24 protein-coding genes are annotated in these 23,387 nt (G+C 59.3%); 4 read left to right on the top strand and 20 right to left on the bottom strand.

The genetic code is table 11. The features are described 5' to 3' along the window. The first annotated feature begins 1 nt into the window (after position 1). From N3C12_09290 to N3C12_09275, 4 genes are all read left to right on the top strand, one after another. A complete protein-coding gene (locus tag N3C12_09290) occupies positions 2-754 on the top strand; it encodes an ABC transporter permease (GenBank protein MCX8072631.1) in 753 nt (250 codons plus the stop codon). Then, positions 751-2,145, top strand: a complete 1,395-nt coding sequence (locus N3C12_09285) for a GldG family protein (protein MCX8072630.1) — start codon at positions 751-753, stop codon at positions 2,143-2,145. Before N3C12_09290 ends, N3C12_09285 begins: the two co-directional genes overlap by 4 nt. A gap of 1 nt (position 2,146) precedes the next feature. Further along, the gene (locus N3C12_09280) at positions 2,147-2,734 is read left to right on the top strand and encodes a DUF4340 domain-containing protein (GenBank protein ID MCX8072629.1); all 588 of its coding nucleotides are present in this window, start codon (positions 2,147-2,149) and stop codon (positions 2,732-2,734) included. Positions 2,735-2,836: 102 nt separating this feature from the next. Continuing rightward, positions 2,837-3,106 (top strand): hypothetical protein, encoded by a 270-nt coding sequence (locus tag N3C12_09275; GenBank protein MCX8072628.1) that lies wholly within the window; start codon positions 2,837-2,839, stop codon positions 3,104-3,106. Positions 3,107-3,202: 96 nt separating this feature from the next. Here the strand turns inward: N3C12_09275 and N3C12_09270 are convergent, their stop codons facing one another. From N3C12_09270 to N3C12_09175, 20 genes are all read right to left on the bottom strand, one after another. Beyond that, complete coding sequence (locus N3C12_09270) at positions 3,203-3,646, bottom strand: GatB/YqeY domain-containing protein (GenBank protein MCX8072627.1); 444 nt, start codon at positions 3,644-3,646, stop codon at positions 3,203-3,205. Between the two features lie 20 nt (positions 3,647-3,666). Continuing rightward, on the bottom strand, positions 3,667-6,141 hold the full coding sequence (locus N3C12_09265; protein ID MCX8072626.1) for a VCBS repeat-containing protein: 2,475 nt from the start codon (positions 6,139-6,141) through the stop codon (positions 3,667-3,669). A gap of 240 nt (positions 6,142-6,381) precedes the next feature. After that, the gene (lepA, locus tag N3C12_09260) at positions 6,382-8,184 is read right to left on the bottom strand and encodes a translation elongation factor 4 (protein ID MCX8072625.1); all 1,803 of its coding nucleotides are present in this window, start codon (positions 8,182-8,184) and stop codon (positions 6,382-6,384) included. A 162-nt stretch (positions 8,185-8,346) separates the two neighbouring features. After that, on the bottom strand, positions 8,347-9,282 hold the full coding sequence (locus N3C12_09255; protein MCX8072624.1) for a GDP-mannose 4,6-dehydratase: 936 nt from the start codon (positions 9,280-9,282) through the stop codon (positions 8,347-8,349). After that, positions 9,279-10,238, bottom strand: a complete 960-nt coding sequence (locus N3C12_09250; GenBank protein ID MCX8072623.1) for an SDR family oxidoreductase — start codon at positions 10,236-10,238, stop codon at positions 9,279-9,281. Before N3C12_09250 ends, N3C12_09255 begins: the two co-directional genes overlap by 4 nt. Continuing rightward, positions 10,238-11,551 (bottom strand): UDP-glucose/GDP-mannose dehydrogenase family protein, encoded by a 1,314-nt coding sequence (locus N3C12_09245; GenBank protein MCX8072622.1) that lies wholly within the window; start codon positions 11,549-11,551, stop codon positions 10,238-10,240. The genes N3C12_09250 and N3C12_09245 overlap by 1 nt, the downstream gene beginning before the upstream one ends. Positions 11,552-11,671: 120 nt before the next feature. Then, the gene (locus N3C12_09240; GenBank protein ID MCX8072621.1) at positions 11,672-12,628 is read right to left on the bottom strand and encodes a glycosyltransferase family 2 protein; all 957 of its coding nucleotides are present in this window, start codon (positions 12,626-12,628) and stop codon (positions 11,672-11,674) included. Further along, positions 12,625-13,533 (bottom strand): PfkB family carbohydrate kinase, encoded by a 909-nt coding sequence (locus tag N3C12_09235; GenBank protein MCX8072620.1) that lies wholly within the window; start codon positions 13,531-13,533, stop codon positions 12,625-12,627. The genes N3C12_09240 and N3C12_09235 overlap by 4 nt, the downstream gene beginning before the upstream one ends. Continuing rightward, entirely contained in the window at positions 13,530-14,420 is an 891-nt protein-coding gene (mtnP, locus tag N3C12_09230; protein MCX8072619.1) for an S-methyl-5'-thioadenosine phosphorylase, read from the bottom strand. The genes N3C12_09235 and mtnP overlap by 4 nt, the downstream gene beginning before the upstream one ends. A gap of 5 nt (positions 14,421-14,425) precedes the next feature. Continuing rightward, complete coding sequence (locus N3C12_09225) at positions 14,426-15,361, bottom strand: diacylglycerol kinase family protein (GenBank protein MCX8072618.1); 936 nt, start codon at positions 15,359-15,361, stop codon at positions 14,426-14,428. 22 nt (positions 15,362-15,383) lie between these two features. Then, positions 15,384-16,439, bottom strand: a complete 1,056-nt coding sequence (gene rlmN, locus N3C12_09220; protein MCX8072617.1) for a 23S rRNA (adenine(2503)-C(2))-methyltransferase RlmN — start codon at positions 16,437-16,439, stop codon at positions 15,384-15,386. 25 nt (positions 16,440-16,464) lie between these two features. Next, positions 16,465-16,881: a nucleoside-diphosphate kinase gene (gene ndk / locus N3C12_09215; GenBank protein MCX8072616.1), complete on the bottom strand. Its 417-nt coding sequence runs from the start codon at positions 16,879-16,881 to the stop codon at positions 16,465-16,467. A gap of 32 nt (positions 16,882-16,913) precedes the next feature. Continuing rightward, positions 16,914-17,813 (bottom strand): succinate--CoA ligase subunit alpha, encoded by a 900-nt coding sequence (sucD, locus tag N3C12_09210; GenBank protein MCX8072615.1) that lies wholly within the window; start codon positions 17,811-17,813, stop codon positions 16,914-16,916. A 142-nt stretch (positions 17,814-17,955) separates the two neighbouring features. Then, positions 17,956-18,309, bottom strand: coding sequence for a DUF190 domain-containing protein (locus N3C12_09205; protein MCX8072614.1), 354 nt, complete (start codon positions 18,307-18,309; stop codon positions 17,956-17,958). 13 nt (positions 18,310-18,322) lie between these two features. After that, on the bottom strand, positions 18,323-18,697 hold the full coding sequence (gene crcB, locus N3C12_09200; GenBank protein ID MCX8072613.1) for a fluoride efflux transporter CrcB: 375 nt from the start codon (positions 18,695-18,697) through the stop codon (positions 18,323-18,325). Positions 18,698-18,845: 148 nt separating this feature from the next. Continuing rightward, on the bottom strand, positions 18,846-19,784 hold the full coding sequence (locus N3C12_09195; GenBank protein MCX8072612.1) for an SDR family oxidoreductase: 939 nt from the start codon (positions 19,782-19,784) through the stop codon (positions 18,846-18,848). A gap of 147 nt (positions 19,785-19,931) precedes the next feature. Further along, positions 19,932-20,978 (bottom strand): glycosyltransferase family 2 protein, encoded by a 1,047-nt coding sequence (locus N3C12_09190; GenBank protein ID MCX8072611.1) that lies wholly within the window; start codon positions 20,976-20,978, stop codon positions 19,932-19,934. Next, on the bottom strand, positions 20,975-22,054 hold the full coding sequence (locus tag N3C12_09185) for a glycosyltransferase (GenBank protein MCX8072610.1): 1,080 nt from the start codon (positions 22,052-22,054) through the stop codon (positions 20,975-20,977). Before N3C12_09185 ends, N3C12_09190 begins: the two co-directional genes overlap by 4 nt. Then, positions 22,051-22,560: an acyltransferase gene (locus tag N3C12_09180; GenBank protein MCX8072609.1), complete on the bottom strand. Its 510-nt coding sequence runs from the start codon at positions 22,558-22,560 to the stop codon at positions 22,051-22,053. The genes N3C12_09185 and N3C12_09180 overlap by 4 nt, the downstream gene beginning before the upstream one ends. An 83-nt stretch (positions 22,561-22,643) precedes the next feature. Beyond that, a complete protein-coding gene (locus tag N3C12_09175) occupies positions 22,644-23,387 on the bottom strand; it encodes a class I SAM-dependent methyltransferase (protein ID MCX8072608.1) in 744 nt (247 codons plus the stop codon).

Below are 23,387 nucleotides of genomic sequence, written 5' to 3'. Positions count from 1 at the left end.
TGTGAAAGCGTTACGCACAATTTGCAAGCGCGAGCTTCGCTCTTACTTCGGCTCCTACGTTGCCTACGTCCTGACCGCGCTTTTCCTCCTGCTCACAGGCGGGTTTTTTTATAGCTGGTTGCGCTACTTTATTTTATTCGGTGGCTATGTGCTGCCGAGCGGTTTGTGGCAGCAGGTGTTCCTAGACATGCGGTACTGCGCAATGATTGTGCTGCCGCTCGTCACCATGCGCCTGTTTGCCGAGGAAAAGAAACTTGGCACCATTGAACTCCTGTGGACCTACCCGGTGCGCGACGTCGAGGTCGTGCTCGGGAAGTTTCTCGCGGCGTGGTTGTTTTACCTATTCATGCTCGTGCCCACCGTCGTGGGGCCGTTGATTTTCTATTCGTTCTACCGCTTCGATTTCGGCCCGTTTCTCACTGGCTATATTGGTGTCCTCCTCCTCGGCACTGCGTTTATCGCTTGCGGGATGTTCGTCTCGTCACTGACGGAAAACCAAGTCGTCAGTGCCATGGGCACCTACGGAATTCTCATTACCTTTTGGTACATCACCTGGAACGAGTCGGTCGCCAGCGTTGCTGTGATTGAGGCCCTCCTGAAAATTTCGCTTTTTGACCGGTTCTTAAACTTTGCCCGTGGTGTAATCGACACACAGGATATCGTCTTCTTCGTACTCTTCGTCCTGTTCTTCCTATTTCTCACGTTGGCCTCGTTGGACGCCCGAAAGTGGCGTGGGGTGGGAGCGCCCTCGTGACCTGGCGAGGCAACCAAAGTCTACTTCACGTGATCCACTTAATGGCCCAAATCGTGATCGTGGCCACCCTCTTCACCTTTGTTCTCCTCCTAGCCGAGCGCCATAATCACCGCTTCGACTTCAGTCCAACGCAGCAGTTTGTCCTGTCGGACGCGGCCAAAAAAGTCGCGCAAAGTCTGGACTCGGACGTGGAGATCATCGCTTTCTACACGCCCGACGAGCCTGGCCAGAGGCGGGCGCTGTTCGACACACTGGAGCTCTTTGCGAAGGCAAGCCCGCGAATTCGCTACCGGCTGGTCGACCTGAACCGCTCGCCCGCGACGGCGCAAAAATTCGGTGTGAACAACGCCGGGTCTGGGGTGGTGGTGCACGGGGACCGAGTGGAGCAAATTCAGTTCGTCGACGAAGAGGGGATCACCGCTGCGCTAATTCGCTTGACCCGGCAGGGGGAGCGCATTTGCTGCTTCGTTACGGGTCATGGGGAGCATTCGCCGTTCGATAACGACGAGCGTCAGGGCTACAGCGAGGTGGCAAAAGCCATGGAAAGGGAAGGCTTTACGCTCCGGGAGCTGAACCTCATCCCTCCTGGAGGCGTGCCCCAAGAGTGTCGTGTGGTGATCCTGGCTGGGCCCACGAAGGATTTTCTCCCTGGTGAGTCCGCAGCTCTTCTCGCGTACTTACGGCAAGGCGGGCAGGTGTTGCTGCTGATCGATCCTGGAGCACCGCCGAGTGTGGTTGCCTTCTTGGAAAGCTTAGGCGCGCGGGCTGGCAACGACGTTGTCCTCGACGAGCGCAATCGACTAATGGGCACCGACGCATCCATGCTCCACGTGCCGGCATTCAACAAGTCGCTGTTCCGCACCGAGCTCGAAACCGCGGTCTTCCCTGTGGCGCGTACGATCCTTCCCACAGAAGAGGCTGATCGGTCAGGGCGCGTCAAGGTGCTCGCGCTCAGTAGCCCGGATAGTTGGGCGTATGTCGAGGGAGGTAAGTTACCCGACAGGAACGTGCGTTTTCGCCGGGAGAAGGATCAACCCGGCCCGCTGCCGGTTGGCGTTTACATCGAGGTGCCCCGTGCGGAGGGCGGATCTACGGTAACCACCCCGGGCAGACTCATAGCCTTTGGGGATTCCGACTTCGCCACGAACCTTGCCCTCAACTGGCGGGGGAACAAAGACGTGTTCCTGAACAGCATTGCCTTGCTCGCTGAAGATCCAACGCTCATTGCGGTGCGCCGCAAAGGCCTGCCGCGCGGCTCAATTTCCCCAATTTACCTTACCGAGTCACAAGATTCCGTGGTGTTCTGGATTACTGTGGTCGTGGTCCCCGGAACGGTTGCCACCATCGGTATCGTTATTGCCACAATGCGCAGGCGCCGAGGGAGCCGATAGGATGGGCCCACGTTTTACCCTAGTCAGCGCCACTCTGCTGGCCCTCGTGATCTTGGTCTACTACCTCGATCGCACGCCGCCACCGCCTCCGAGGCGGGTGGGCTTACCCATCGCCTCCACGCCTCAGCCTCCGGCGCCCTCCGGAACCCCCTTGGTCATTCACCCAGCGGACGCGGTGCATCGCTTGGTGCTTTCACTGGACGGCAGCACACGCGCCACGGAGCGCACAGACCTTGGGTGGGCGGGAACCGACCGCTCCGAGCTCATCGAAGAGTTTGTCCGCGATCTGACACGGCTAGGTCCCCTGGAAACCATTCAGGTTACACCAGAGCGGCTTGCGGAGTTTGGCCTCGCACCCCCAAGAGGGCGGGTTGAGCTTTACATCGAAGGCCGCTCCACCCCTGTGGTGTTCGAAGTCGGTAACCTGAATCCTCCCGGCACCGCTGTCTACCTTCGCGTCCCAGGTGAGGACAGGGTGCTCCTCGTTGGGTCTTTGATCCATTGGGAATTGCAGCGGAATATCCGCATCCTTTCATCACTCGCCTCCCCGTCCCCTTCGCCCACCCCGACAACAGCACCTAGTGCCTAATTTCCTGCGGTCGTTGCTCGGCCGAAGGTTTGTTGCTCACTTGTCAGCAAGCCCTTGAATCGAGGACCTTGAACATCCATAATCTGCGCCTCGGAGTTGATGATGGCAGCGAGACGCAAGTTCGATCTTACCGCACTAAGAAAGGTTCACATTGAAGTCGGGGGTAAGCGAGTCGTCGCTTGGGAGCCTAAGGATCCTAGCTTTCGTAACCTCGGCAGGTGGACGGATCCGCAAGCCCTTTTACGGAGAATGTACGAACAAGAGCACCCGAGGGAATCTTTGGACGAGCTGGGGCCCGGGCGTCACTGGCAGGCGACGTGGAAGGGTCGCTTCAATCCGGCGGCCAAACAAAAGAAAAAGTCTGCCGCCTGAAACCTTCCAACCGTCAAGGGCTTGTGAGCTGCAGGGAGTGGTGCCGGGTCACCTCCCCTACCTGGGCCTTTCCATGCGGTTTCCACTAGAGTCCGCCTAAGCCCTTTGCGCCAACTGCTTGACCAATTCGCTCGCGACCTTCCCATCGAAGCGGCCCGCAAAGCGCTCCCGCAGCTTGGCCATGATGGGCCCAATCTGATAGCCACCGACTTCCTCCGCGATGGAGCGGATCGCCGCTTCCAGCTCGGCTGCAGAAAGCTGCGCAGGCAGATACGACTCGAGAATTTCTTTCTCCCGCAAGTTTTTCTCCACGAGGTCGGCTCGATTGGCTTGGCGCGCAAACTCCAAGGCCTCGGCACGTTTGTTCGCCTCTTTACGCAGCACCTGTACGATATCGGCTTCAGCGAGGGAGGAGGTCATCTTTTCCACCTTCAGGTTCTTGATCGCAGTCATGACATCGCGAAGGACCAAAAGCTTCACCTTATCCCCCGACTTCATCGCGGCTTGCATGTCAGTCTGGAGTTGCTCTTCCGTCACCATCGATTCATCCCCGCACTTGCTCACCGGAATACCCAGGCAACCTCGGCTGGCAAGTCTAGAGGGGTTATGACTCCGTCGCCGTCGGCGTCCGCACCGCGGCCTAACGGCTCGCCGCCCCCTCGGATGGCCACATCCTCGACCCGTATAAGTTCAAACCCTCCCACCTTACGCGTTAGCGCCACCAGGTCCGCAGCACTTACGCGCCCATCTTGGTTTGCCTCGCCACGACGAAATCCAGCTCCTGCCACGTTGCGCAACATCGTCGTCGTTGGCGCCGGCGAACTCGCGGCAGCAGCCGCGTCGTAACGACCATCGCCGTCGAAGTCACCCACGACCATGCTCACCGGACGCCGATTTGTCGGAAACGACCCAGCACTTTGGAAGGATCGCGCCGAGGTTGGGCTGCGTGTAAACACCCGCACTACGCTAGCGACCTCCCCAGAGGCCACAATATCTGGCAAACCGTCTCCGTTCACGTCGCGCGCCCAAACCGACGAAGGCACCTCGCCTCCGGTACCAAAGCTCAGCGGAGCGGTGCTCGTGGGGAAGCGCCCCGTCCCGTCTCCGAATAGCACTTGAACCGTGCCGGCCACTGGAAAAGCAACCGCAACGTCGTCGAAACCGTCGCGGTCAAAGTCTGCAACAGCAATCGCGCGAGGGGCTTGCCCCAGGCCCACCGAAGTGGCTGGACGGAACGTCCCATCGCCATTTCCGAGGGCCACACTAATATTGATGGAGCCGTTGTTGGCCGTCACGATGTCAGCCGCGCCGTCGCGATTAAAGTCGCCGGACGCCACACTAAGTGGCGAGTCGCCCACAGCGACAGTGGCACCTGCCTGAAGTAACGCCTGTCGGCTGCCCACGAACACCGAGACAGTTCCGCCGCCAGTTCCTTGCGCACTGACAACCACGTCGCCACGCCCGTCACGATTGAAATCGCCGACCGCCAAAGCCCGCGCGGTTCCCACTGCGCCCAGGTTAAGTTCCCCCGCGAATTCCAAGCTGCTTGAGCGTGGCCGATATACTTGCAACGTGCCCCGAGCGGGGCTGAGTACGATAATCTCTGGGCGCGTGTCACCGTCGGTGTCGCTCACCGCCACGGCGGTCGCGTCTCCGCTGAACACCACCGAAGGCCACGGAACAAACCCGGGCCCACCTGAGCTTGCAGCCACTCCGACACCAGCCTGTCCCGGCAGCGCTCCCGCAAGAGCCACAACCAGATCGAGCAAACCGTCGCCATCCAGGTCCCCTGCCGCAACGCCATTCGGGACCGTTTCCAACGGAATGTTCTCTGCACCAGCGAGTCGGTTTCCAGAAGAACTGAGAAGCACTGCAGCGGTCGGGGTCGCGCCCCCGCCGCGAGTCAGCGCAACAATGTCAGCCCGGTTATCCCGGTTCAAGTCGCCGACAACCACACCAACTGGCTCGGCATCTGCCACAAACAACCGCACGGGAGCCAACCCACCGGTGCCGTCCCCGAACAACACCCCGACATCGAAGGAGAAGTTGTTCGCCACAACAACGTCCACTCGGCCGTCGCCGTTTACGTCACCGAGCGCTAAGCCGCGTGGGGAGCTGGCTGGAGCACCAGTGCGGTATGCGCGGGGCGAGCTCCATTGCCCATTTGCTTGCGTGACCGCGACCGCAACCACGTCACTCGCACCGTTCAGCACCACGATGTCCGGTCTACCGTCGCGGTTCAGGTCGGCGGAGGACACCGCCGTGGGACCCTCGCCGCCACTGCTCAGCCGCTGCCCGGGGGAAAAACCACCTTGTCCGTCGCCCCGGTACTGTATCACTTCATTCGTCAGCTCGCTGGTGACGGCCAAGTCGAGGAGTTCGTCACTGTTGAAGTCAGCCGTGGCGACTGCTGACACGCCCGGCCCAAGGTCGATTGTCTCCGCGGCACGCACGAGGGTCGCGTCGCCGTTGCCGAAAAGAATCCGGCCGATTCCCGCTTGTTCTAGCGTCTCCCCTACAACGACTACGTCCAAGTGTCCGTCTCGATCGAAATCTCCAACGGCAATGCCACGCGGAAAGAATTCCAGGTCCACCGACTGCCCAACGCGCACGAAGGTCCCACCCGCCGCGCGGAAGACCGACAACTGGTTGGAGCTGTCGCCCACCACAAGCTCTGCGGTTGTGTCGCCATCAAGATCACCAGCAGCAATTACGGTGGGGATGCCGGTAAAGTCTGTGCTCGACGGCGGAGTTGCAAACGTCCCATCGCTGCGGCCAAACAGCACCGCAATCTGCTGGGACTGCAGGGCGGTAACTAAGTCGGGGACTCCGTCCGGAGAACCGCCGCCGACTGAGCCCACATCCAGCAACACCCCCAATCCGGTGGCATCGCTGGTCGTGCCGACCAACCCAAACAGCCTTGCCGACTCGAACACCGGAGACCCGCTCTGGGCGAGTAACGGCCTTTGCAGCAGCGTAGCTGCGACTCCCACAACAGCCAACCAACCGAACCGCTTGAAATTCTCCCTTGTCATCAGCCGGCTCCCACTCTCCACGCCGTCCGATCACCTCGTGACCAAACTAGCCTCGCCGCGCGACGATATTTGGGTGAGAGTTCCACAAGCCGCCGCGCAAGTAAACATACCAAAACGTCGTCCGCGCCCCCGACAAATGTATAACCCCTGCCTAAACAAAGCTGGCCACCTTCGATCCGAGCAATACCCCTTGTGCGCAAGCGCGCCGGAGCGACGACTCGCTGCAAGGGTGTTAGCCTCTCACCCGGTTTCCACCTTGAGCACAGCTAAAAATGCCTCCTGCGGGATTTCGACTCGCCCGAGCTGTTTCATACGCTTTTTTCCTTCCTTTTGTTTCTCGAGCAGCTTCCGCTTGCGCGTAATGTCGCCCCCGTAGCATTTCGCGGTAACGTTTTTCCGCAGCGGCTTGACCGTTTCCCTAGCAATCACGCGGCTGCCAATTGCTGCTTGGATTGCCACTTCGAACATCTGCCGCGGAATGAGCTCTCGCATCTTTTCCGTCAGTTCGCGGCCGCGCTGGTAGGCTCGGTCGCGATGGACAATCAGCGACAGCGCGTCGACAGGCTCGCCGTTGATGCGAATATCGAGCTTGACCAAGTCTGCTGGACGCATCTCCAGAAATTCATAGTCCAAGGATGCATAGCCCTTACTCACCGACTTCAAGCGGTCGTAAAAGTCAAGAACGATCTCATTGAGCGGCAGCTCGTAAACCACGAGGAAGCGCCCGCGCCCCAGGAATTTCAGTTCACGCTGTCGGCCGCGTTTCTCCTCACAGAGCGCGAGCACGGCCCCGAGGTAGGTCTCGGGGACGTGAATCGAAGCTAAAATCACCGGCTCCTCGATAGAGGCAATTTCCTGCTCCGGCGGCAGCTTGGACGGACTATCCACCGTGAGCACCTCGCCCTTTGTCGTCGTCACCCGATAGGCAACGGTTGGGGCGGTGGTAATGAGATCTAAGCCAAACTCACGCTCCAAACGCTCCCGAACGATATCCATGTGCAGGAGGCCCAGAAAGCCGCACCGAAAACCAAAACCGAGGGCCAAAGAATTTTCCGGTTCGAACGAGAACGATGAATCGTTTAACCGCAACTTCTCTACCGCATCGCGTAGGAGCTCGTACTGAGCGGAATCCGAAGGGTAGAGCCCGCTAAATACCATAGGCTTCACTGCCTTGAAGCCTGGCAAAGGGCTCGTTGCAGGGCGTGCCGCGTCGGTCACGGTATCGCCGATTTGTGTCTCGTGCACTTCTTTGATGCCCGCCATGACAATACCCACCTCCCCCACGCCCAAGCTTTCCACCTGTTGAGCCCGTGGAGTGAGCACCCCTACGCGCTGCACTTCGTACGTTCGACCGGTGGCCATCAGTTGAATCTTCTGCCCCCTGCGAATCGACCCATCGAATATTCGGACCATCATCACAACGCCGTGATACGGGTCGAACCAGCTATCAAAGATCAGCGCGCGCAGGGGAGCCTCCAACTCCCCTTTTGGTGGCGGGATCCGCTGCACTACAGCCTCCAAAACTTCTTTGGTCCCGGTCCCCAGCTTCGCGCTCGTCAGAATCGCCTCGGAGGCGTCCAACCCGATAATATCCTCGATTTCGGAGCGTACTCGGTCCGGATCAGCTCCGGGCAGGTCGATTTTGTTAATCACCGGGATGATCTCGAGGTTGTTGTCCAAAGCGAGGTAGGCGTTCGCTAGCGTTTGGGCTTCCACTCCTTGCACCGCGTCGACAACCAGCAAGGCTCCTTCGCAAGCCGCCAGGCTGCGCGATACCTCGTAACTAAAATCCACATGGCCCGGAGTATCGATCAGGTTCAGCGTGTACTCCGCCCCGTCGTCCGCCACGTACCGGAGTCGCACAGCGCTAGCCTTAATCGTGATCCCCCGTTCCCGTTCCAGGTCCATGCTGTCGAGAACCTGGTCGGTGCGCTCGCGCTCACTAATGGCACCAGTGTATTCGAGCAAACGGTCCGCGAGCGTGGACTTGCCGTGATCTATGTGCGCAACAATCGAGAAATTGCGAATGCGACGCGGATCCATCAGGCGAATAAGCTTCCGTATTGTCGAACTGACTTGAGTAGCCGCCCCAGACATCCACGTGCAAGCCAGTAGACCCTGCGCGGATGTGTCCCCTCGCGCTTCGACCCCGGCCGGCGCACAGTCAGCGCGAGTTTCCGCCCGAAGAACGTTCGAGCGCGGCGGCTATGCACCCGGATGCTGCAATCGACTGCGGAAGTACTCTACAGTCCGGCGAAGCCCGTCTTCGAGTGCGACTTCGGGACGCCAGCCCAACACTTGCGCGGCCAAAGTGCTATCGATGGAGCTCCGGCGCTGCTCGCCTGGCTTTGCCGGACCGTGCACTTCCGGGCGCTCCACACCACAGGCGCGGCAAAGGAGATGAAACAAGGTATTCACATCCGTTTCCCGCCCGGTACCCAAATTCAACGGGCCACAATAATCGCTTTGCAATGCCAGGATGTTTGCGCGGACCAGGTCACCAACGTAAACGTAATCGCGGGTTTGCTTCCCATCGCCATTGATGACCGGTTGCTCCCCGCGCAACAACTTTTCAGTGAAAATTGCCACCACCCCAGCTTCGCCGTGTGGATTTTGCCTCGGCCCGTATACATTGGCATACCGCAACGCGGTCCAGCGAATACCGTACGCTTCCGCATAGAAATGCAGGTACTTCTCGCTGGCCAACTTGGCCACACCGTAAGGACTTACCGGATTGGTCGGATGCGTCTCCGGACAGGGAAAAACCTGCTGTTCTCCATAAATTGCCCCCCCGGTCGAGGCGAACAGGACCCGCTTCAGTCCGTTTCGGCGACCCGCCTCCAACAAGTTGAGAAGCCCGAGAATATTCACGGAAGCGTCGAACTGCGGATCCGCCACTGACCGGCGCACGTCCATTTGCGCAGCATGGTGACACAGCACCTCGGGTTGTTCCCGGGCGATCAAGTCCGCCACTTGCTCGGAACGAATATCCATGACCTCGAGCCGTACCCCCTGTGGGAGATTGTCCGCTCGCCCGGAGGACAAATCGTCCACGACAATGACGCGGTGGCCTTCGCGCATAAACGCCTCGGCCACATGTGAGCCAATAAAGCCTGCTCCGCCGGTTACGAGGATTTTCATCTGGCCTCCAGACCCAAGAGCGCGCGGAAGTAATCAATCGTGTGCTGCAACCCTTCCTCCAAAGGCACGCGCGGCTCCCAGCCAAGCAACGACCGGGCACGGGAGATATCCGGCTGTCGGATGTGCGGATCGTCCTTTGTGCGCTCGTCCTTCGGTGTCACGAACACAATATCGGACCGACCACCGGTCAATCTTTGGACCACCTTCGCGAACTCCAACACCGTCATTTCCTGCGGGTTGCCCAGGTTGACCGGCTCCACCACGGGTGACTCCAATAGACGTACCATACCCTCGACCAGGTCGCTCACGTAGCAGAAGCTGCGCGTGCGCGAGCCGTCATCGTACACCGTCAGTGGCTCGCCGCGGAGACCTTGTGCGATGAAGTTCGTGACCACACGCCCGTCGTCCGCGCGCATTCGGGGACCATAGGTGTTGAAGATGCGCACGATGCGTGTGTCGATCCCGTGGTACCGGTGGTACGCCATGGTCATCGCTTCGGCGAATCGTTTCGACTCGTCGTACACGCCGCGCGGGCCGATTGGATTCACATTCCCCCAATATGTCTCCGGCTGCGGGTGCACTTGCGGGTCGCCGTAGACCTCCGAGGTCGAAGCGAGCAGAAACTTGGCCTTATGCTTGCGTGCCAATCCAAGCGCCTTGTGGGTACCGAGCGCGCCGACCTTGAGCGTTTTGATCGGCTCCCGCAAGTAATCTACCGGGCTCGGTAACGAAGCCAAGTGGAGGATGGCATCTAGGTGCCCATCAATGTAGATGTATTCGGTAACGTCGTGCTTGACAAAGCGAAATCGCTCGTGACCCAGAAGGTGCGCAATGTTGCGCGGGTGCGACGTGAAGAAATTGTCCATCGCGATCACTTCGTGCCCCTCGGCCAGCAAGCGATCGCACAAGTGCGAGCCAATGAAACCAGCGCCTCCAGTAATGAGGATCCTTGCCATTAGGGTTTCACGGGTCGTCGCCCGACCGAGTAATAAACGAAGCCCCGTTCCCGCATGTCGTCCGGATCATAAATATTGCGCCCATCGAAAATGACCGGGTGTTTCATCAAGGACTTCATGCGGTCAAAATCCGGCCGACGGAATTCATTCCATTCCGTTACGATCAGGAGCGCATCCGCTCCGCGCAAGGCTTCGTAGTTCACGCGGTGATAATGGATTCGGTCCCCAAAAATCTTCCGCGCCTCTGCGAGAGCTTCCGGGTCGTGAGCGTGCACCTCCGCATGCGATTTGAGCAGCGCCTCGATAATCGTGATCGAGGGAGCCTCCCGCATGTCATCCGTACGCGGCTTAAAGGCTAGCCCCCAAACCGCGAACCGCATCCCTCGCAAGTAGTCCCCAAAGTGCTCTTTCACCTTCTCCACGAGCAACCGCTTTTGCCGCTCGTTCACCTCTTCGGCTGCACGCAACATCCGAAAATCGAGACCGTGCTGCTCCGCCGTGCGGATGACAGCCTTCACATCCTTCGGAAAGCAGGATCCCCCGTACCCGACGCCCGGAAAGAGGAAATGCTGTCCAATGCGGCGGTCAAAGCCAACGCCTCGACGGACGTCGTCGATATTCGCCCCAACTTTTTCACACAAATTAGCGAACTCGTTCATCAAGGAGATTCTGGCTGCCAACATCGAGTTCGCGCAGTACTTGGTCATTTCGGCACTTGCCGCACTCATGAATAAGATCGGTTGTTCTGTACGGACGAAAGGCTCATACAGTTCCTGCAAAAGCTCGCGGGCGCGGGGGCTGTCCGTCCCAATGACCACCCGGTCGGGTTTCATAAAGTCCTCGATGGCGGCACCTTCCTTGAGAAACTCGGGATTGGAGACGACGTCGAAGGGATGCTTCGTGCGGGAGGCAATCACCTGCCGGACGCGCTCGGATGTCCCCACTGGCACGGTGCTTTTCGTCACGATCACACGATACCCGTCCATCGCTTCGCCAATTTCCGCGGCGACACGGATGACGGCACCGAGGTCGGCACTGCCATCATCGCTCTGCGGAGTTCCGACTGCGATGAAGCACAGCAGGGACTTGCGCACGGCGTCTGCCAACTCGGTCGTAAACGAAAGGCGACCTTCCGCGACGTTGCGGCGAATCAACTCTTCCAGGCCGGGTTCGTAAATCGGCACCTCGCCGCGCTTCAGCCGCTCGATTTTTGCGGCATCGACATCGACACAAATGACGTCGTTGCCACTTTCCGCAAAACACGTCCCCGCCACCAAACCCACATAGCCCGTGCCAATGACGCAGAGTTTCATGAAACCTCCTACGGAAGCTTTTGGAATGCTGAGCACGACGGGCGAATGGCAGTCAGCACAAGCACTGGGGCGCCACCGAAATTTAAAGTGGCGCTCCTGTAGCCCGCTTGCCTTAACAGGTCAACGCAAGTGTTGGCTCTGAGACGCGCGACGCGAACGGTAAATTGGTTTTCCTTGCGACTCATGGTATGTGCGCACCAACAACTCGCCTAACAAACCCATGCTGACGAATTGTATGCCCACCACCGTCAGCAAGATTCCCAACAGGACAAGCGGCCGGTTTGCCAAGGGCACCCCCAGAACCAGGCGCTGGAATCCAAGCGCACCAATAATCGCGATGCCAACCAATCCACATATGAGCCCGAGGGAGCCGAACACTTGGATGGGGCGCGTTGAATAACCGGTTAAAAACTTCACCGCCACTAAGTCGAGCAGCACTTTCCAAGTGCGCGAAAGACCATACTTCGATTTCCCAGCCTGCCGCGGGCGGTGCCGCACACGAATTTCCGCAATTCGAGCACCAACCTCGGCCGCCAAGGCTGGGATGAAGCGGTGCATTTCCCCATATAGCCGCAGCTCGGACACCACTTCTCTCCGCATCGCCTTTAACGTGCATCCATAGTCATGCAGCCGTACGCCCGTGATTCGGCCGATTAACCAATTGGCAAACATGGACGGAAGGCGCCGCGTCCAAAACGGATCCTGACGCGGCCAACGCCAACCCACCACCAGGTCAAAGCCACGGTCAATCTCTGCCAACAGCTTTCCGATCTCTCTCGGGTCGTTTTGACCATCCGCGTCCAGGGTGACCACCACATCGCCAGTTGCTTGGTCGAAGCCCGCTGCAAGGGCAGCGGTTTGTCCGTAATTCCGCGCAAGGTGAATCACTCGCACACGGTCATCAGAACTGAACTGATCGAGCAGCTCTGCGCTGCCATCCGTGCTGCCATCGTCGACGTAAACGATTTCAAAGGGCCTGCCCAAGCGTTCTAAAACCGCGATCAGCTCTCGGTGCAGCGGCTCGAGGTTCAGCGCTTCGTTGTAGACGGGCAGGACAGCAGAAATCTCCGCTTTCATGCCCCGTCAATGTTTGTCAAACTGACAAACTGCCGATAGCGGCGTTCGATTTGCTCCCAAGTCAATGTTTTCAATCGTGCCAGGCCGAAGTCCTCGACGACAAAGGAGGCAACCACACTCCCGTAAACAATCGCTTCGCGCAGGGCGCGCTCCGATCGACTCCTAGATCGTGCCAATGCGCCCATGAAGGCGCCGGCAAATGTATCCCCGGCACCGGTCGGATCGAACACCTGCTCTAACGGGAAAGCAGGCACAGCAAACACAGAGTCGGGGGAAAACTGAATCACTCCGTACTCGCCGCGTTTGATCAGTACGCGCTTCGGGCCCATTTGCAGCAAGCGGCGAGCCGCCTTGACCACATTCGCTTCCCCACTCAACTGTCTCGCCTCTTCGTCGTTGATGATCAACACGTCCACTCGGTCGAGGAGGCGTTCCAGTGCCGGACGGGCGTTAGCGATCCAGTGGTTCATCGTGTCGCAGCCGACCAAGCCGGGAGCGGTGAGTTGATCCAGAACCTCTCCTTGCAATTCGGGGTCGATGTTGGCCAAGAAGACATACTGCGCGTCGCGATAACTGTCGGGTAATTGGGGGCGAAAGTCCCCGAAGACGTTGAGCTGCAACTCCAAAGTGTCGCGCTTGTTCATATCCTCGTGGTAACGCCCACGCCAAAATCCGGTTTTCCCCGGCCGCGTTTCAAGCCCGCGCAGATCAATCCCCCGCCGATGCAGAAAGGCCCGTTCTTCCTCGGGAAAATCCTCTCCGACAGCAGCAACCATTTGAACCGGCGTAAAAAAGCTCGCGGCTATGGAAAAATATGTCGCCGATCCACCCACTGTGCGGTCCACCGAACCGTAGGGCGTCTCCAGGCTGTCCATGAACACGGAACCAACAACCAAAATGCTCACTCGTCTCCCCTCTGCCACTGCTTCGAGTACTTCGCCAACAACGGCCGCAAATCGTGCCACAGGTGCTCCGGAATGCGACTGCGATCGGTGATGACAGCATGCTCTAACGCGTTTGCACATACGCACCGGCGCGGTAACGGCAAACAGCTCGCTACGGCTGTAATCACCGCGCGAGCTAAGGAAACATTTTGTTGCAGGATTCGCAGCACATCCCCAATGGCCACATCGGCTTCCGACTCGTGCCAACAATCATAATCGGTCGCCAACGCCAGGGTGGCGAAACAAATTTCTGCTTCCCGAGCAAGCTTCGCTTCCTGTACATTGGTCATCCCGATTACGTGTGCACCCCACTGCCGGTAAAGGTGCGACTCCGCACGGGTGGAGAACTGCGGGCCTTCCATGCAGAGATACGTGCCACTGTCGTGGACAGTCCCTCCCGCACTGCGAGCGGCCTCCACCACCAACGCCGCCAGTTCCGGGCAGACCGGGTCTGCGAAACTCACGTGGGCAACGATCCCACTGCCAAAAAACGTGCTTGGGCGTCGCGAAGTACGATCAATAAACTGATTGGGCACAACCAAGTGCCCTGGCCGGATCTCCTCGCGCAAGCTACCCACAGCGCTCACCGCAACCAGCCATTCCACTCCAAGATGTTTCATCCCCCAGAGATTGGCGCGGTAGTTGATCTCTGAAGGCAGCAGCCGATGCCCGCGGCCGTGGCGCGGCAAGAAGACCAAACGAACGCCGCCCATAGTGCCTATGACAAAATCATCCGACGGGTGGCCAAACGGTGTCGAAAGTTGCACGTGTTGCACCGACTCGAGTCCGGCCATCTCGTAAAGGCCGCTTCCGCCAATAACCCCAAGGGTGGGCAACGTATCCGCCAACGGTGTTACTCCTGCACAATCGTTAATCGAGGGCCTGCTCGCAGGCGCAATTGCGATGCTGCTTCGAGAATGTCACCGTCGATCGTGTAATGGGTTGGCCACTCAAACTCAACCCGGACATCCTGCGCGATGTTGTCGTAAAGCTCCGGAATGTTCATTGGGCACCCAGCGCGCAGTCGGTGCAGGCGGGAGATAACATGGCTCGCACGCACTTGACCGGCGAGCAAGTGAAAATAGCCAGCTTTCCGGGTGGCCAAGTAGGTCGCGACAAAACCAAGGCCGATATCCGTGATCGTGCTCGCGTACAAAACGTTGTAGTTACGGTGTGGCACCCGCTCTCCATCGCATACGACGTCGGCGCGAAACCCTTGCAAAATGCGTCTTGCCAACTCGCCCCCCACCAGCCCCGAGCCAATTACCCGCGCTAGCCAAAGGGCTGCCGCTTGCGGTCCCCTCCTCTTTCCCCCGTAGTAGACCTGCAAGAAATTTACGATCACACCGCATCCAACCATGAACCCGTAATGGTCCTCGTGAATGCGAAGGAGCTGCCGTTCCGTTGTGCGCAGCGGCCGGCCGGAAGCGTAAGCCTCCACCACGTGGGCAAGCACCTTAGGCGGAGTTCCACGGCGCACCCCCACAGACCTCGCGATGGTATTCATGGATCCGCCGCGCAACGGCAAGAACAAGGGCAACTGTTGCGCACCGTAAACGCGGGCCAAAGCAGACAGGCCTCGGAAGAAACTTCCATCTCCCCCACAGATGGCCACGATGTCGACTTTTTCCTGGGCACAACGTATGGCTGCGTCCTGCAATGCTTCTAAAGTGTGGGGCACCAACACGAAGCCCTTGCCTTGCACGGCCTCATCCAAGCGCTCCGCCACTTCTCTCCACGCCTGGTTGCGACCGGCATGGGGATTGACAATCACACCGATTCCGGCCACGCGGCCCCCGATCCGACCGTGCTTACGAGCGCTGTGCGCCGTAGTCCATGTTGATCACGCTGGTCTGCTGGCCCTGGCTGCTCAAAGCCAATTGCCCGCAGGCTGCTTGCACTTCCAATCCCCGACTGCGCCGTACCGTGGTGTGGACACCTCGCGCCAGCAACACCTCTTGAAACTCGCGGACGACATCATCCGTGGGTCTAGCGTAAGGCGCCCCCGGAAAGGGGTTAAAAGGAATCAAATTGACCTTTGCACGAACACCGCGGAGAAGTTGCGCCAGCAGCTGCGCGTCCTGCGGGCGATCGTTGATGCCGGCCAAAAGGACATATTCAAAAGTGACTCGCCGACGCTGTGGCAGGGGCAGGCGGCGGCAAACGTCAATCAGCGCTTCTAGTTGGTAGCGACGGTTTACAGGCATGAGCTCCGAGCGAAGCTCATCAGTCGCTGCCGTGAGTGACACTGCAAGCTGCACCGGCGTCTCGCGCACCAAACGCTCCATTTGCGGCAAAAGCCCTACGGTAGACACGGTGATCCGCCGTCCCGAGAGATCGAACCCCCACGGAGCCGTCAGTACTTCGATGGCTTCCACTAGGTTCTGGTAATTCGCGAGCGGCTCGCCCATGCCCATGAAAACGACGTTGGTGAGCCGCTCGTCCAGCCGCAACACTGAACGGGCAGCGAGCACCTGCGCGATAATCTCCGCACTGTCAAGGTTACGGCGCAACCCCAGGCGCGCCGTTGCACAAAACGCGCAGCCCATCCCGCATCCCACCTGGGAAGAAATGCACAACGTGAGGCGAGGAGGATCGGGGATTACCACACACTCGATGGTGGCACCGTCGTCAAAGCGAAGGAGCAGTTTGCGCGTATCGTCTACCGCGCGCAACACCGTCTCCAGCCTGGCTGCCGGCCACCGAAAGTCACGGTCCAGTGCTGCTCTCAAGCTCCTGGGCACATTAGTCAGTTCCTCAAATGAGTGCGCCCCGCTGCGGTACACCCAGGATAAGACTTGCTCAGCGCGGTAGGCTGGCTCTCCACGTTGGTCCAACCATGCGCGGAGCGCGCGCGGCGTCAACACCGCCGGACGGTCCGCGCAAGCCGCATCAGTAAATTTCGGATTCGCTAAAGAAGAACGCAATTTCCCACTTCGCGGTTTCAGGGCTATCGGAGCCGTGAACCGCGTTTTTTTCTACGTCGGTCCCGAAGTCACCCCGGATGGTGCCTTTCGGGGCTTTTTTGGAATCCGTCGGACCCATGATTTCACGGTTACGAGCGATCGCATTTTCGCCCTCTAGCACAGCGACGAAAACCGGGCCCGAGGACATGAACCGCACCAAGTCCTGGTAAAAGGGGCGCTCACGGTGAACCGCGTAGAAGCGCGCTGCAGTGTCCGGCGAAAGCCACAACATCTTCGCCGCAGCGATCCGCAGCCCAGCCGCCTCGAAGCGGCGCACGATCTCACCAATCACCATTTTTTTCACAGCGTCAGGCTTAATGATCGATAACGTTCGCTCTCGCATCGTCGAGTCTCCGGACCTCCGCAGCCAGCGCATCAACGCGCAGCAGATGACGCTTTGCCCTTCTCTTCCAAAGCACGCTTCATGGTGCTGCCAAGTTCGGCCGGGCTTCTTGCGACGAACATGCCGGCGGCCTCGAACGCCCGGAACTTTTCCGCGGCGGTTCCTTTGCCACCGGAGATGATTGCCCCCGCATGCCCCATGCGCTTGCCAGGAGGCGCAGTTGCTCCAGCGACGAACCCCACAACGGGCTTGCTCATATTGTTCCTGACATACTCCGCGGCCTCTTCTTCCGCAGAGCCGCCAATCTCCCCAATCAAGATCACGCCTTCGGTGCCGGGGTCTTGCTCGAACATCTCCAAAATTTCAATGAAGCCGGTCCCCGCGACCGGGTCCCCCCCGATGCCGACGCACGTAGACTGCCCCAGACCGAGCTGGGTGAGCTGGTGAACCGCTTCGTAAGTCAGCGTGCCACTGCGAGAGACCACCCCGATCGTGCCTGGCCGATGAATGTACCCCGGCATGATTCCAATCTTACACTCGCCAGGTGTGATGACTCCGGGGCAATTTGGACCGATCAGCCGCGTTTTCTTGCCTGCGAGATACCGCTTCACCCGGACCATGTCCATCACCGGAATTCCCTCGGTAATGCACACCACGAGCCGCAAACCCGCGTCCGCTGCCTCCATGATTGCATCAGCCGCAAACGGCGGCGGCACGTAAATCACCGATGCATCGGCACCGGTCGCTCGCACCGCTTGTTCGACTGTATCGAAAATCGGAATGCCCTCGAAATCCGAGCCGCCCTTACCGGGAGTGACGCCGGCAACCATCTGCGTCCCGTATTCCCGGCAAGCCCGAGTGTGGAACTGCCCGGTTGCTCCAGTGATTCCCTGAGTCACTACACGCGTATTCTTGTCAACGAGAATACTCACCTTCCTATCCCCTCGTTTGAATCGGCGGCAACGCTAACGGCGGGGCCCACGCAAGTCAACGCGGCGGCCTTTGCAGCGCGGCTAAGGGACCAAGATCAATTCGGGAGTTCTGACTGTTGCCCTTGGACCCTCTTCTTTGCGGCTAACTGTTTGCTGATGGCGTGTAGCGGATGATCTCGGCCTTCTCCAACGTCACCAACGCCCCTCCCCCACTTTGCTCGATCAGCGCTTCGATCGCGGGAAGGGCTTGCCGAATCTTCTCCTCAGCGTCCACGATCTCGATCACAATCGGCAGATCCTCCGACAGTCGCAGTACCCGAGCCGTGTGGATACGGCTGCTGGCCCCGAAGCTCTCGATTCCGCGCCACACCGTAGCCCCCGCAAGCCCAAGTTCGCGCGCTTTGAGCACGATCGCGTCGTAAAGCGGGCGGCCCTCTGCATGATCAGCCTCACCAACAAAAATTCTCAACAGCTTTCCTTCCCCGATAATTTTCATTTTGCGACCGTCGCTAAATTGTACGCCCCAACAGCACGCCAAGCCAAGCGCCAAACAGCGCGGCGGAAAAGTTCGCGACAACGTTCCACCCGGCCAGCCAAAAGCTGCCTTCGCGAATCAAAGTAAAGGTCTCGTAGCCGAATGCAGACATGGTCGTGAACCCGCCGCAAAATCCCACTGCCAAAAAAACGCGCCATTCCACGCCCAACCAACCACGCTCCAACGACAACGCAAGGACCACGCCCACGAGAACACTACCCACAGCATTCACTGTCAAGGTTCCCCACGGGAACAAAGAGGTGAAAGCCCCTTGAACCCACCCGGCAACCAAGTACCGGCAAGCGGAACCTAGAAAGCCTCCGCAGCCAACCAAGAGCACGCGCAGCATTGCTCTACCTCTATCACAACGATCGTCCGTCCACCGCTAGCTGAGTGCCGCCGTGCTCGGTCTTTCCAAACCGACCCGGCAATGAAGGGCCGCTTCAATGAGGCCGCTTCGCGCAAAGGATTCCTTGTGGATCAGGGTTTGAAGACTCTTAGGCGGCTTCCAACTGTTGGCGCAACCAATCGACTGTGCGCCTCATCCCTTCCTCAAAACCTACCTTCGGCCTGTAGTGGAGCAATCGGGCAGCCTTCTCAATCGAAGCCTGGGTATGCCGCACATCGCCCGCCCGCGGCGCAGTGTGCTCGATTTTGACCGTCCGGCCCACTAGCTCCCCCACTAGGCGCGCAATTTCCAAAACCGAGTGCCGTTCATTGCAGGCAACGTTGAATACCTCTCCGGCAATGTTAGGTTGCGTGCAGGCCAGTAGATTCGCCTCGACAACGTTGTCGATGTACGTAAAGTCGCGCGATTGTTCCCCGTCGCCATGAATGATCAACGCTTCGCCCCTCAGTGCGGCGCGGATGAACAGCGGAACAACTGCAGCATACTTAGACTCCGGGCTCTGTCGGGGGCCGAACACGTTGAAATAGCGTAGGCTCACGGTTTCCAGACCATACAACCGCGTGAACGTGCGGCAGTAGTATTCCCCCGCAAGTTTCGACACAGCATACGGCGAAATCGGCGCCGGAGCTTGATTCTCCTCCTTGGGAAGAACAGGGGAATCCCCGTAAACCGAGGAAGACGAAGCATACACCACCCGCTTCACTCCGGCATCCCGTGCTGCAACCAACAGCAGCAACGTTCCGTGGGTATTGACTGCGTCGGTGCTGAGGGGATCATCGACCGAACGAGGGACCGACCGTAGCGCAGCCTGATGGCTCACATACTGGACGCCGCGAACGGCCGCCCGCACGGTATCTGGGTCGCGCAAGTCTCCTTCGATCACCTCGATTCGGTCGGCAACCGACGCCAAATTTTCCCGACTGCCCGTCGAGAAGTTATCCAGGACACGCACCTTTTCCCCCCGCGCCACTAACGCATGCACGAGGTTCGAGCCAATGAAACCAGCACCTCCGGTCACCAAATACATTTTCGCTCCTTCACATTCCCAGTTGTGGTTCGGGCCGCAACAGGCTCGCCGCTCTCCGACGGATTCTACTCGCGCCCACCCAGTTCTTGGGCAACCGCAAAAGCATAACCTGCAGGACTGTTCAATTTTGGAGAAGCTGCGCGGCCATCAACCGGTCGCTGCAGCGCCCACGGGTACCTGTTGTGGACCCAGCTGCGGCGGTGGGTTCTCCGGTTGGAACCAACGGTGCCCAAAGCGCAGCAGTCCCCATAAAAATCCACCACCCCAGCTCCAATGCATGACCACGAACGCCCAAGCCACTCGCGGCGCGAGACCTGTACCGTGCTTACGCGCCACCGCCCCCGCGGCTGCCGCCACTGCTAGCCCGTACGAGCCTAGTACGCTGCCGGTAAAATAGAGACTGGCAGGCCAAACCGTCGCTGCGCAGAGTGACGAAACTACCGCGGCAACCAACGTAGGGGGGACAAAATGCCGCCAGCTCATCTGACTCGGGTGTTTCTGCAGCACGCGAACTTTCCACTTGCCGTATTCGAAAAACTGCCGGGCCAAGGCTCGGTAGCTCTCGCGGTTTTGATACAACGAGCGCATTGCTACGGACAAATAGACTTTGCCGCCGAGCTTTCGGATTCGGTAATTGAGCTCATCGTCTTGGTTGCGCACGAGCTCTTCATCGAAAAGGCCAACCCGTTCAAAGGTCTTTCGCGGCCACATCCCCATATACACCGTATCCACCTCGCGATCGGCCTGGGCAAAATGAAAGTACGCCCCGATGCCGAAGCGAGAATCCATGGCCCGAGCGATGGCCTGTGCCACCGGCCCCCCGCCTGCAGTTCGCATCGGCCCTCCGACGTTGTCTGCTCCAGTTTGCAGCAAGGCCTCTACGCCGCAGCGTAGGTAGTCGGGCTCGAGCACAGTGTGTGCATCGACGCGTGCGATAATTTCACCCCGCGCAGCTCGGATGCCAATGTTCAGCGCGGTGGGAACGATTCGTGCCGCATTGCGAAGCACCCGGATCTTGTTACCGTAGCCGGCCAGAACCTTGGGAGAGTCGTCATCCGAGTCGCCATCGACGACAATGACCTCGAAGCGATCCCGCGGGTAGTCCTGCGCGAAGATCGAATCGAGGCAGCGCGCGATGTGCTTGCCCTCGTTACGCATCGGAATCACGACGGAGACAAACGGCCAGGCAGTCATTGCTCGAGTATCTCGTGGTACAATTTCTCCATCCTTGCAACCATCCGTGGAAGAGCGAACTCCTCGGCACGCTGGCGCGCTGCTTGCGCTGCGCAAAAAAACTTTTCTGCCGAGGTGAGCCAACGTACAGTGTTTTCGACAAAGCCGGCTATGCTATCCACCGGAACCAACGCACCCCCAAGGCTGTCGCCGACAACTTCCCGGCAGCCGCCGACTTCAGTGGCAACCACCGGCAAGCCACTCGCCATCGCCTCCAGTAAAACATTGGGCATCCCTTCCCACCGAGAGGTGAGCCAAAACACGTGGGCCTCACGGAAAACCGACTCTAAGTCACCGCGCTCGCCGAGAAATGTCACGTGCTCTCTTACTCCTAGAGAACCAGCGAGCTGCTCCAACATTTCCCGTAAAGGTCCATCGCCAGCAACGGCGAACGAAACCTGCGGAAGCTTGCTCCGCACCACGGCCGCCGCACGCAAGAAGAGTGCGTGATTTTTTTGCTCCACCAACCTCCCTGCTGTCACCACAACGGGGCGCTCGAGCGATCGCTGGGAAGCGGGGCGAAAGCGCTCGGTGTCGATGCCGTTGCGGACCACCACGATTCGCTCGCGCGGCGCCCAATAATGCAGGCGAATGTAATCAGCCACGTCCTGCGAGTTCACCACAATCTGCCGGCTTATCCTAAAAGCGAGGGCATTCGCCCACCGAGACCTACGGCTCTGTACCTTGCAGTTGCGGGCGGCCGTGACCAGCGGCACCCCAGCCCGACGTGCCGCGAATGCAGCCACAGGATTTGCCAAGTACAGCCAGGCGTGCACCAGGTGAATGCGATCGCGAACCAGCGCTTGCGCCAAGCGCCACGCTCGCAACGCCGCTGGCCCCGAGATTTTCGTGCAGGGCACTTGGTGGTCACGGAGCCAACTGCCCCATGGTTCGTCAGCACTCGAGAGAACATAGACACGTGGTTCAAACTTCGAACGGTCGAGCCTGGCGGCAAGTTGCGCCAGTTGTCCTTCGGCCCCACCACGTGTGAGCTGGCCAATGACCAAGCCGATCCGAAGTGGTGTTCTCGGAGTCACGCAGAATGTCGTGCCAATGCGGCGCTCGCAAGGGCGGCGGGATCCTCGCTGAGATCGTCAGGGCGCATCCCTAAGACCCGTGCAGGCACCCCGCCTACGATGGCATATGGGGGAACATCGCGGGTGACCACAGCCCCTGCGGCAACAATCGCTCCCGTGCCGATCCGCACCCCTTTCAACACACGCACGCCGCAACCGATCCAAACGTCGTCTTCAACGATGATGGGAGCCGCGGTCTTCGGTTGAAATCGAATCGGCACCCGGCGGGTCGCGTATCCATGATCCTCAGCAATCAGGGAGGTGTTGTGCGCGATCAGCACGTTGCGGCCGATGGTCAGCCCGCCATAGCCGTCCAAGAAGCAATTTTCCCCGACCATGCTTCCCTTCCCAATGCTCACGCCCTCGGGAAACCATATGGTTACGTTGTCGCGAAACCACACCCAACCCTCGATCCGGCGCAGAAAGAGTTTCAGCACCAGCCAGCGGAGAACATCGCCGCTGAGCATGGGCAGGTACTTCACGAACCCGTAGACGGTGTGGAATGTGAGGTACCAGAGTGCTGCGCGCCAGCTCACTCTCATGGGTCAGCTTACTTTACCGGCCGCTGGGCCAAGCACAACAGCGAAACCCCAACGGGTAAGTTCATGCGCGCAATCAAGGGCGCTTCGAGCGAGAATAGCTTGGCCAAAAAGTCATTGAGCCGGCCCGGCTTCGTCATCGAAAAATCAGAGACCAACTCACCATTCCTCTCCGGAACGATGCGACGAGCGATCCGCACCGCAGCAACCACCGGGAATAAGAATGTATTCAGGTATGTGAGCCGACGAATTTCTAAACCTGTCACGTCAAACAAGTGCACGAGCTCCTTCGCACGATAACGCCGCTTGTGGTGGTTGATCACGTCCTGCCTGCCCCACATCCAGGGGAATGCCGGAACAGTCACGAGCACGTAGCCGCCGGGACGAACGACCCGGGCCATTTCTGCCACGCAACTTTTGTCGTCGTCGATGTGCTCGATGAGGTCGAACGCAGTCACTAAGTCGACTGAGCCGCTACGCAAGGGCAGTGCTTGCACATCCCCACGCAAAACGGGAAGCGAAGTTCGCTGCCGTGAATACCGTGCGGCTGCTGCACCCCAGTCCAATCCAATGACTCGCCCATACCTCGACAAAAAGGCCAAGTTTGCCCCGGTGCCACACCCCAGGTCGACAAGCAACGCTTCCCGTTGCAGCGGCAAACGACTTAACAGTGCATGAAAGATCGCCCGGCGGCCTTCGAACCACCAATGCACCGCCTCGATTTGGGCGTATTCCTCGTAAAACGCTTGCTCCAT

Source organism: Candidatus Binatia bacterium (genome assembly GCA_026415395.1).
Lineage (GTDB): Bacteria > Desulfobacterota > Binatia > HRBIN30 > HRBIN30 > HRBIN30.
The sequence above is the reverse complement of the archived record's forward strand: the minus strand, read 5'-3'. Positions and strand labels throughout refer to the sequence as shown.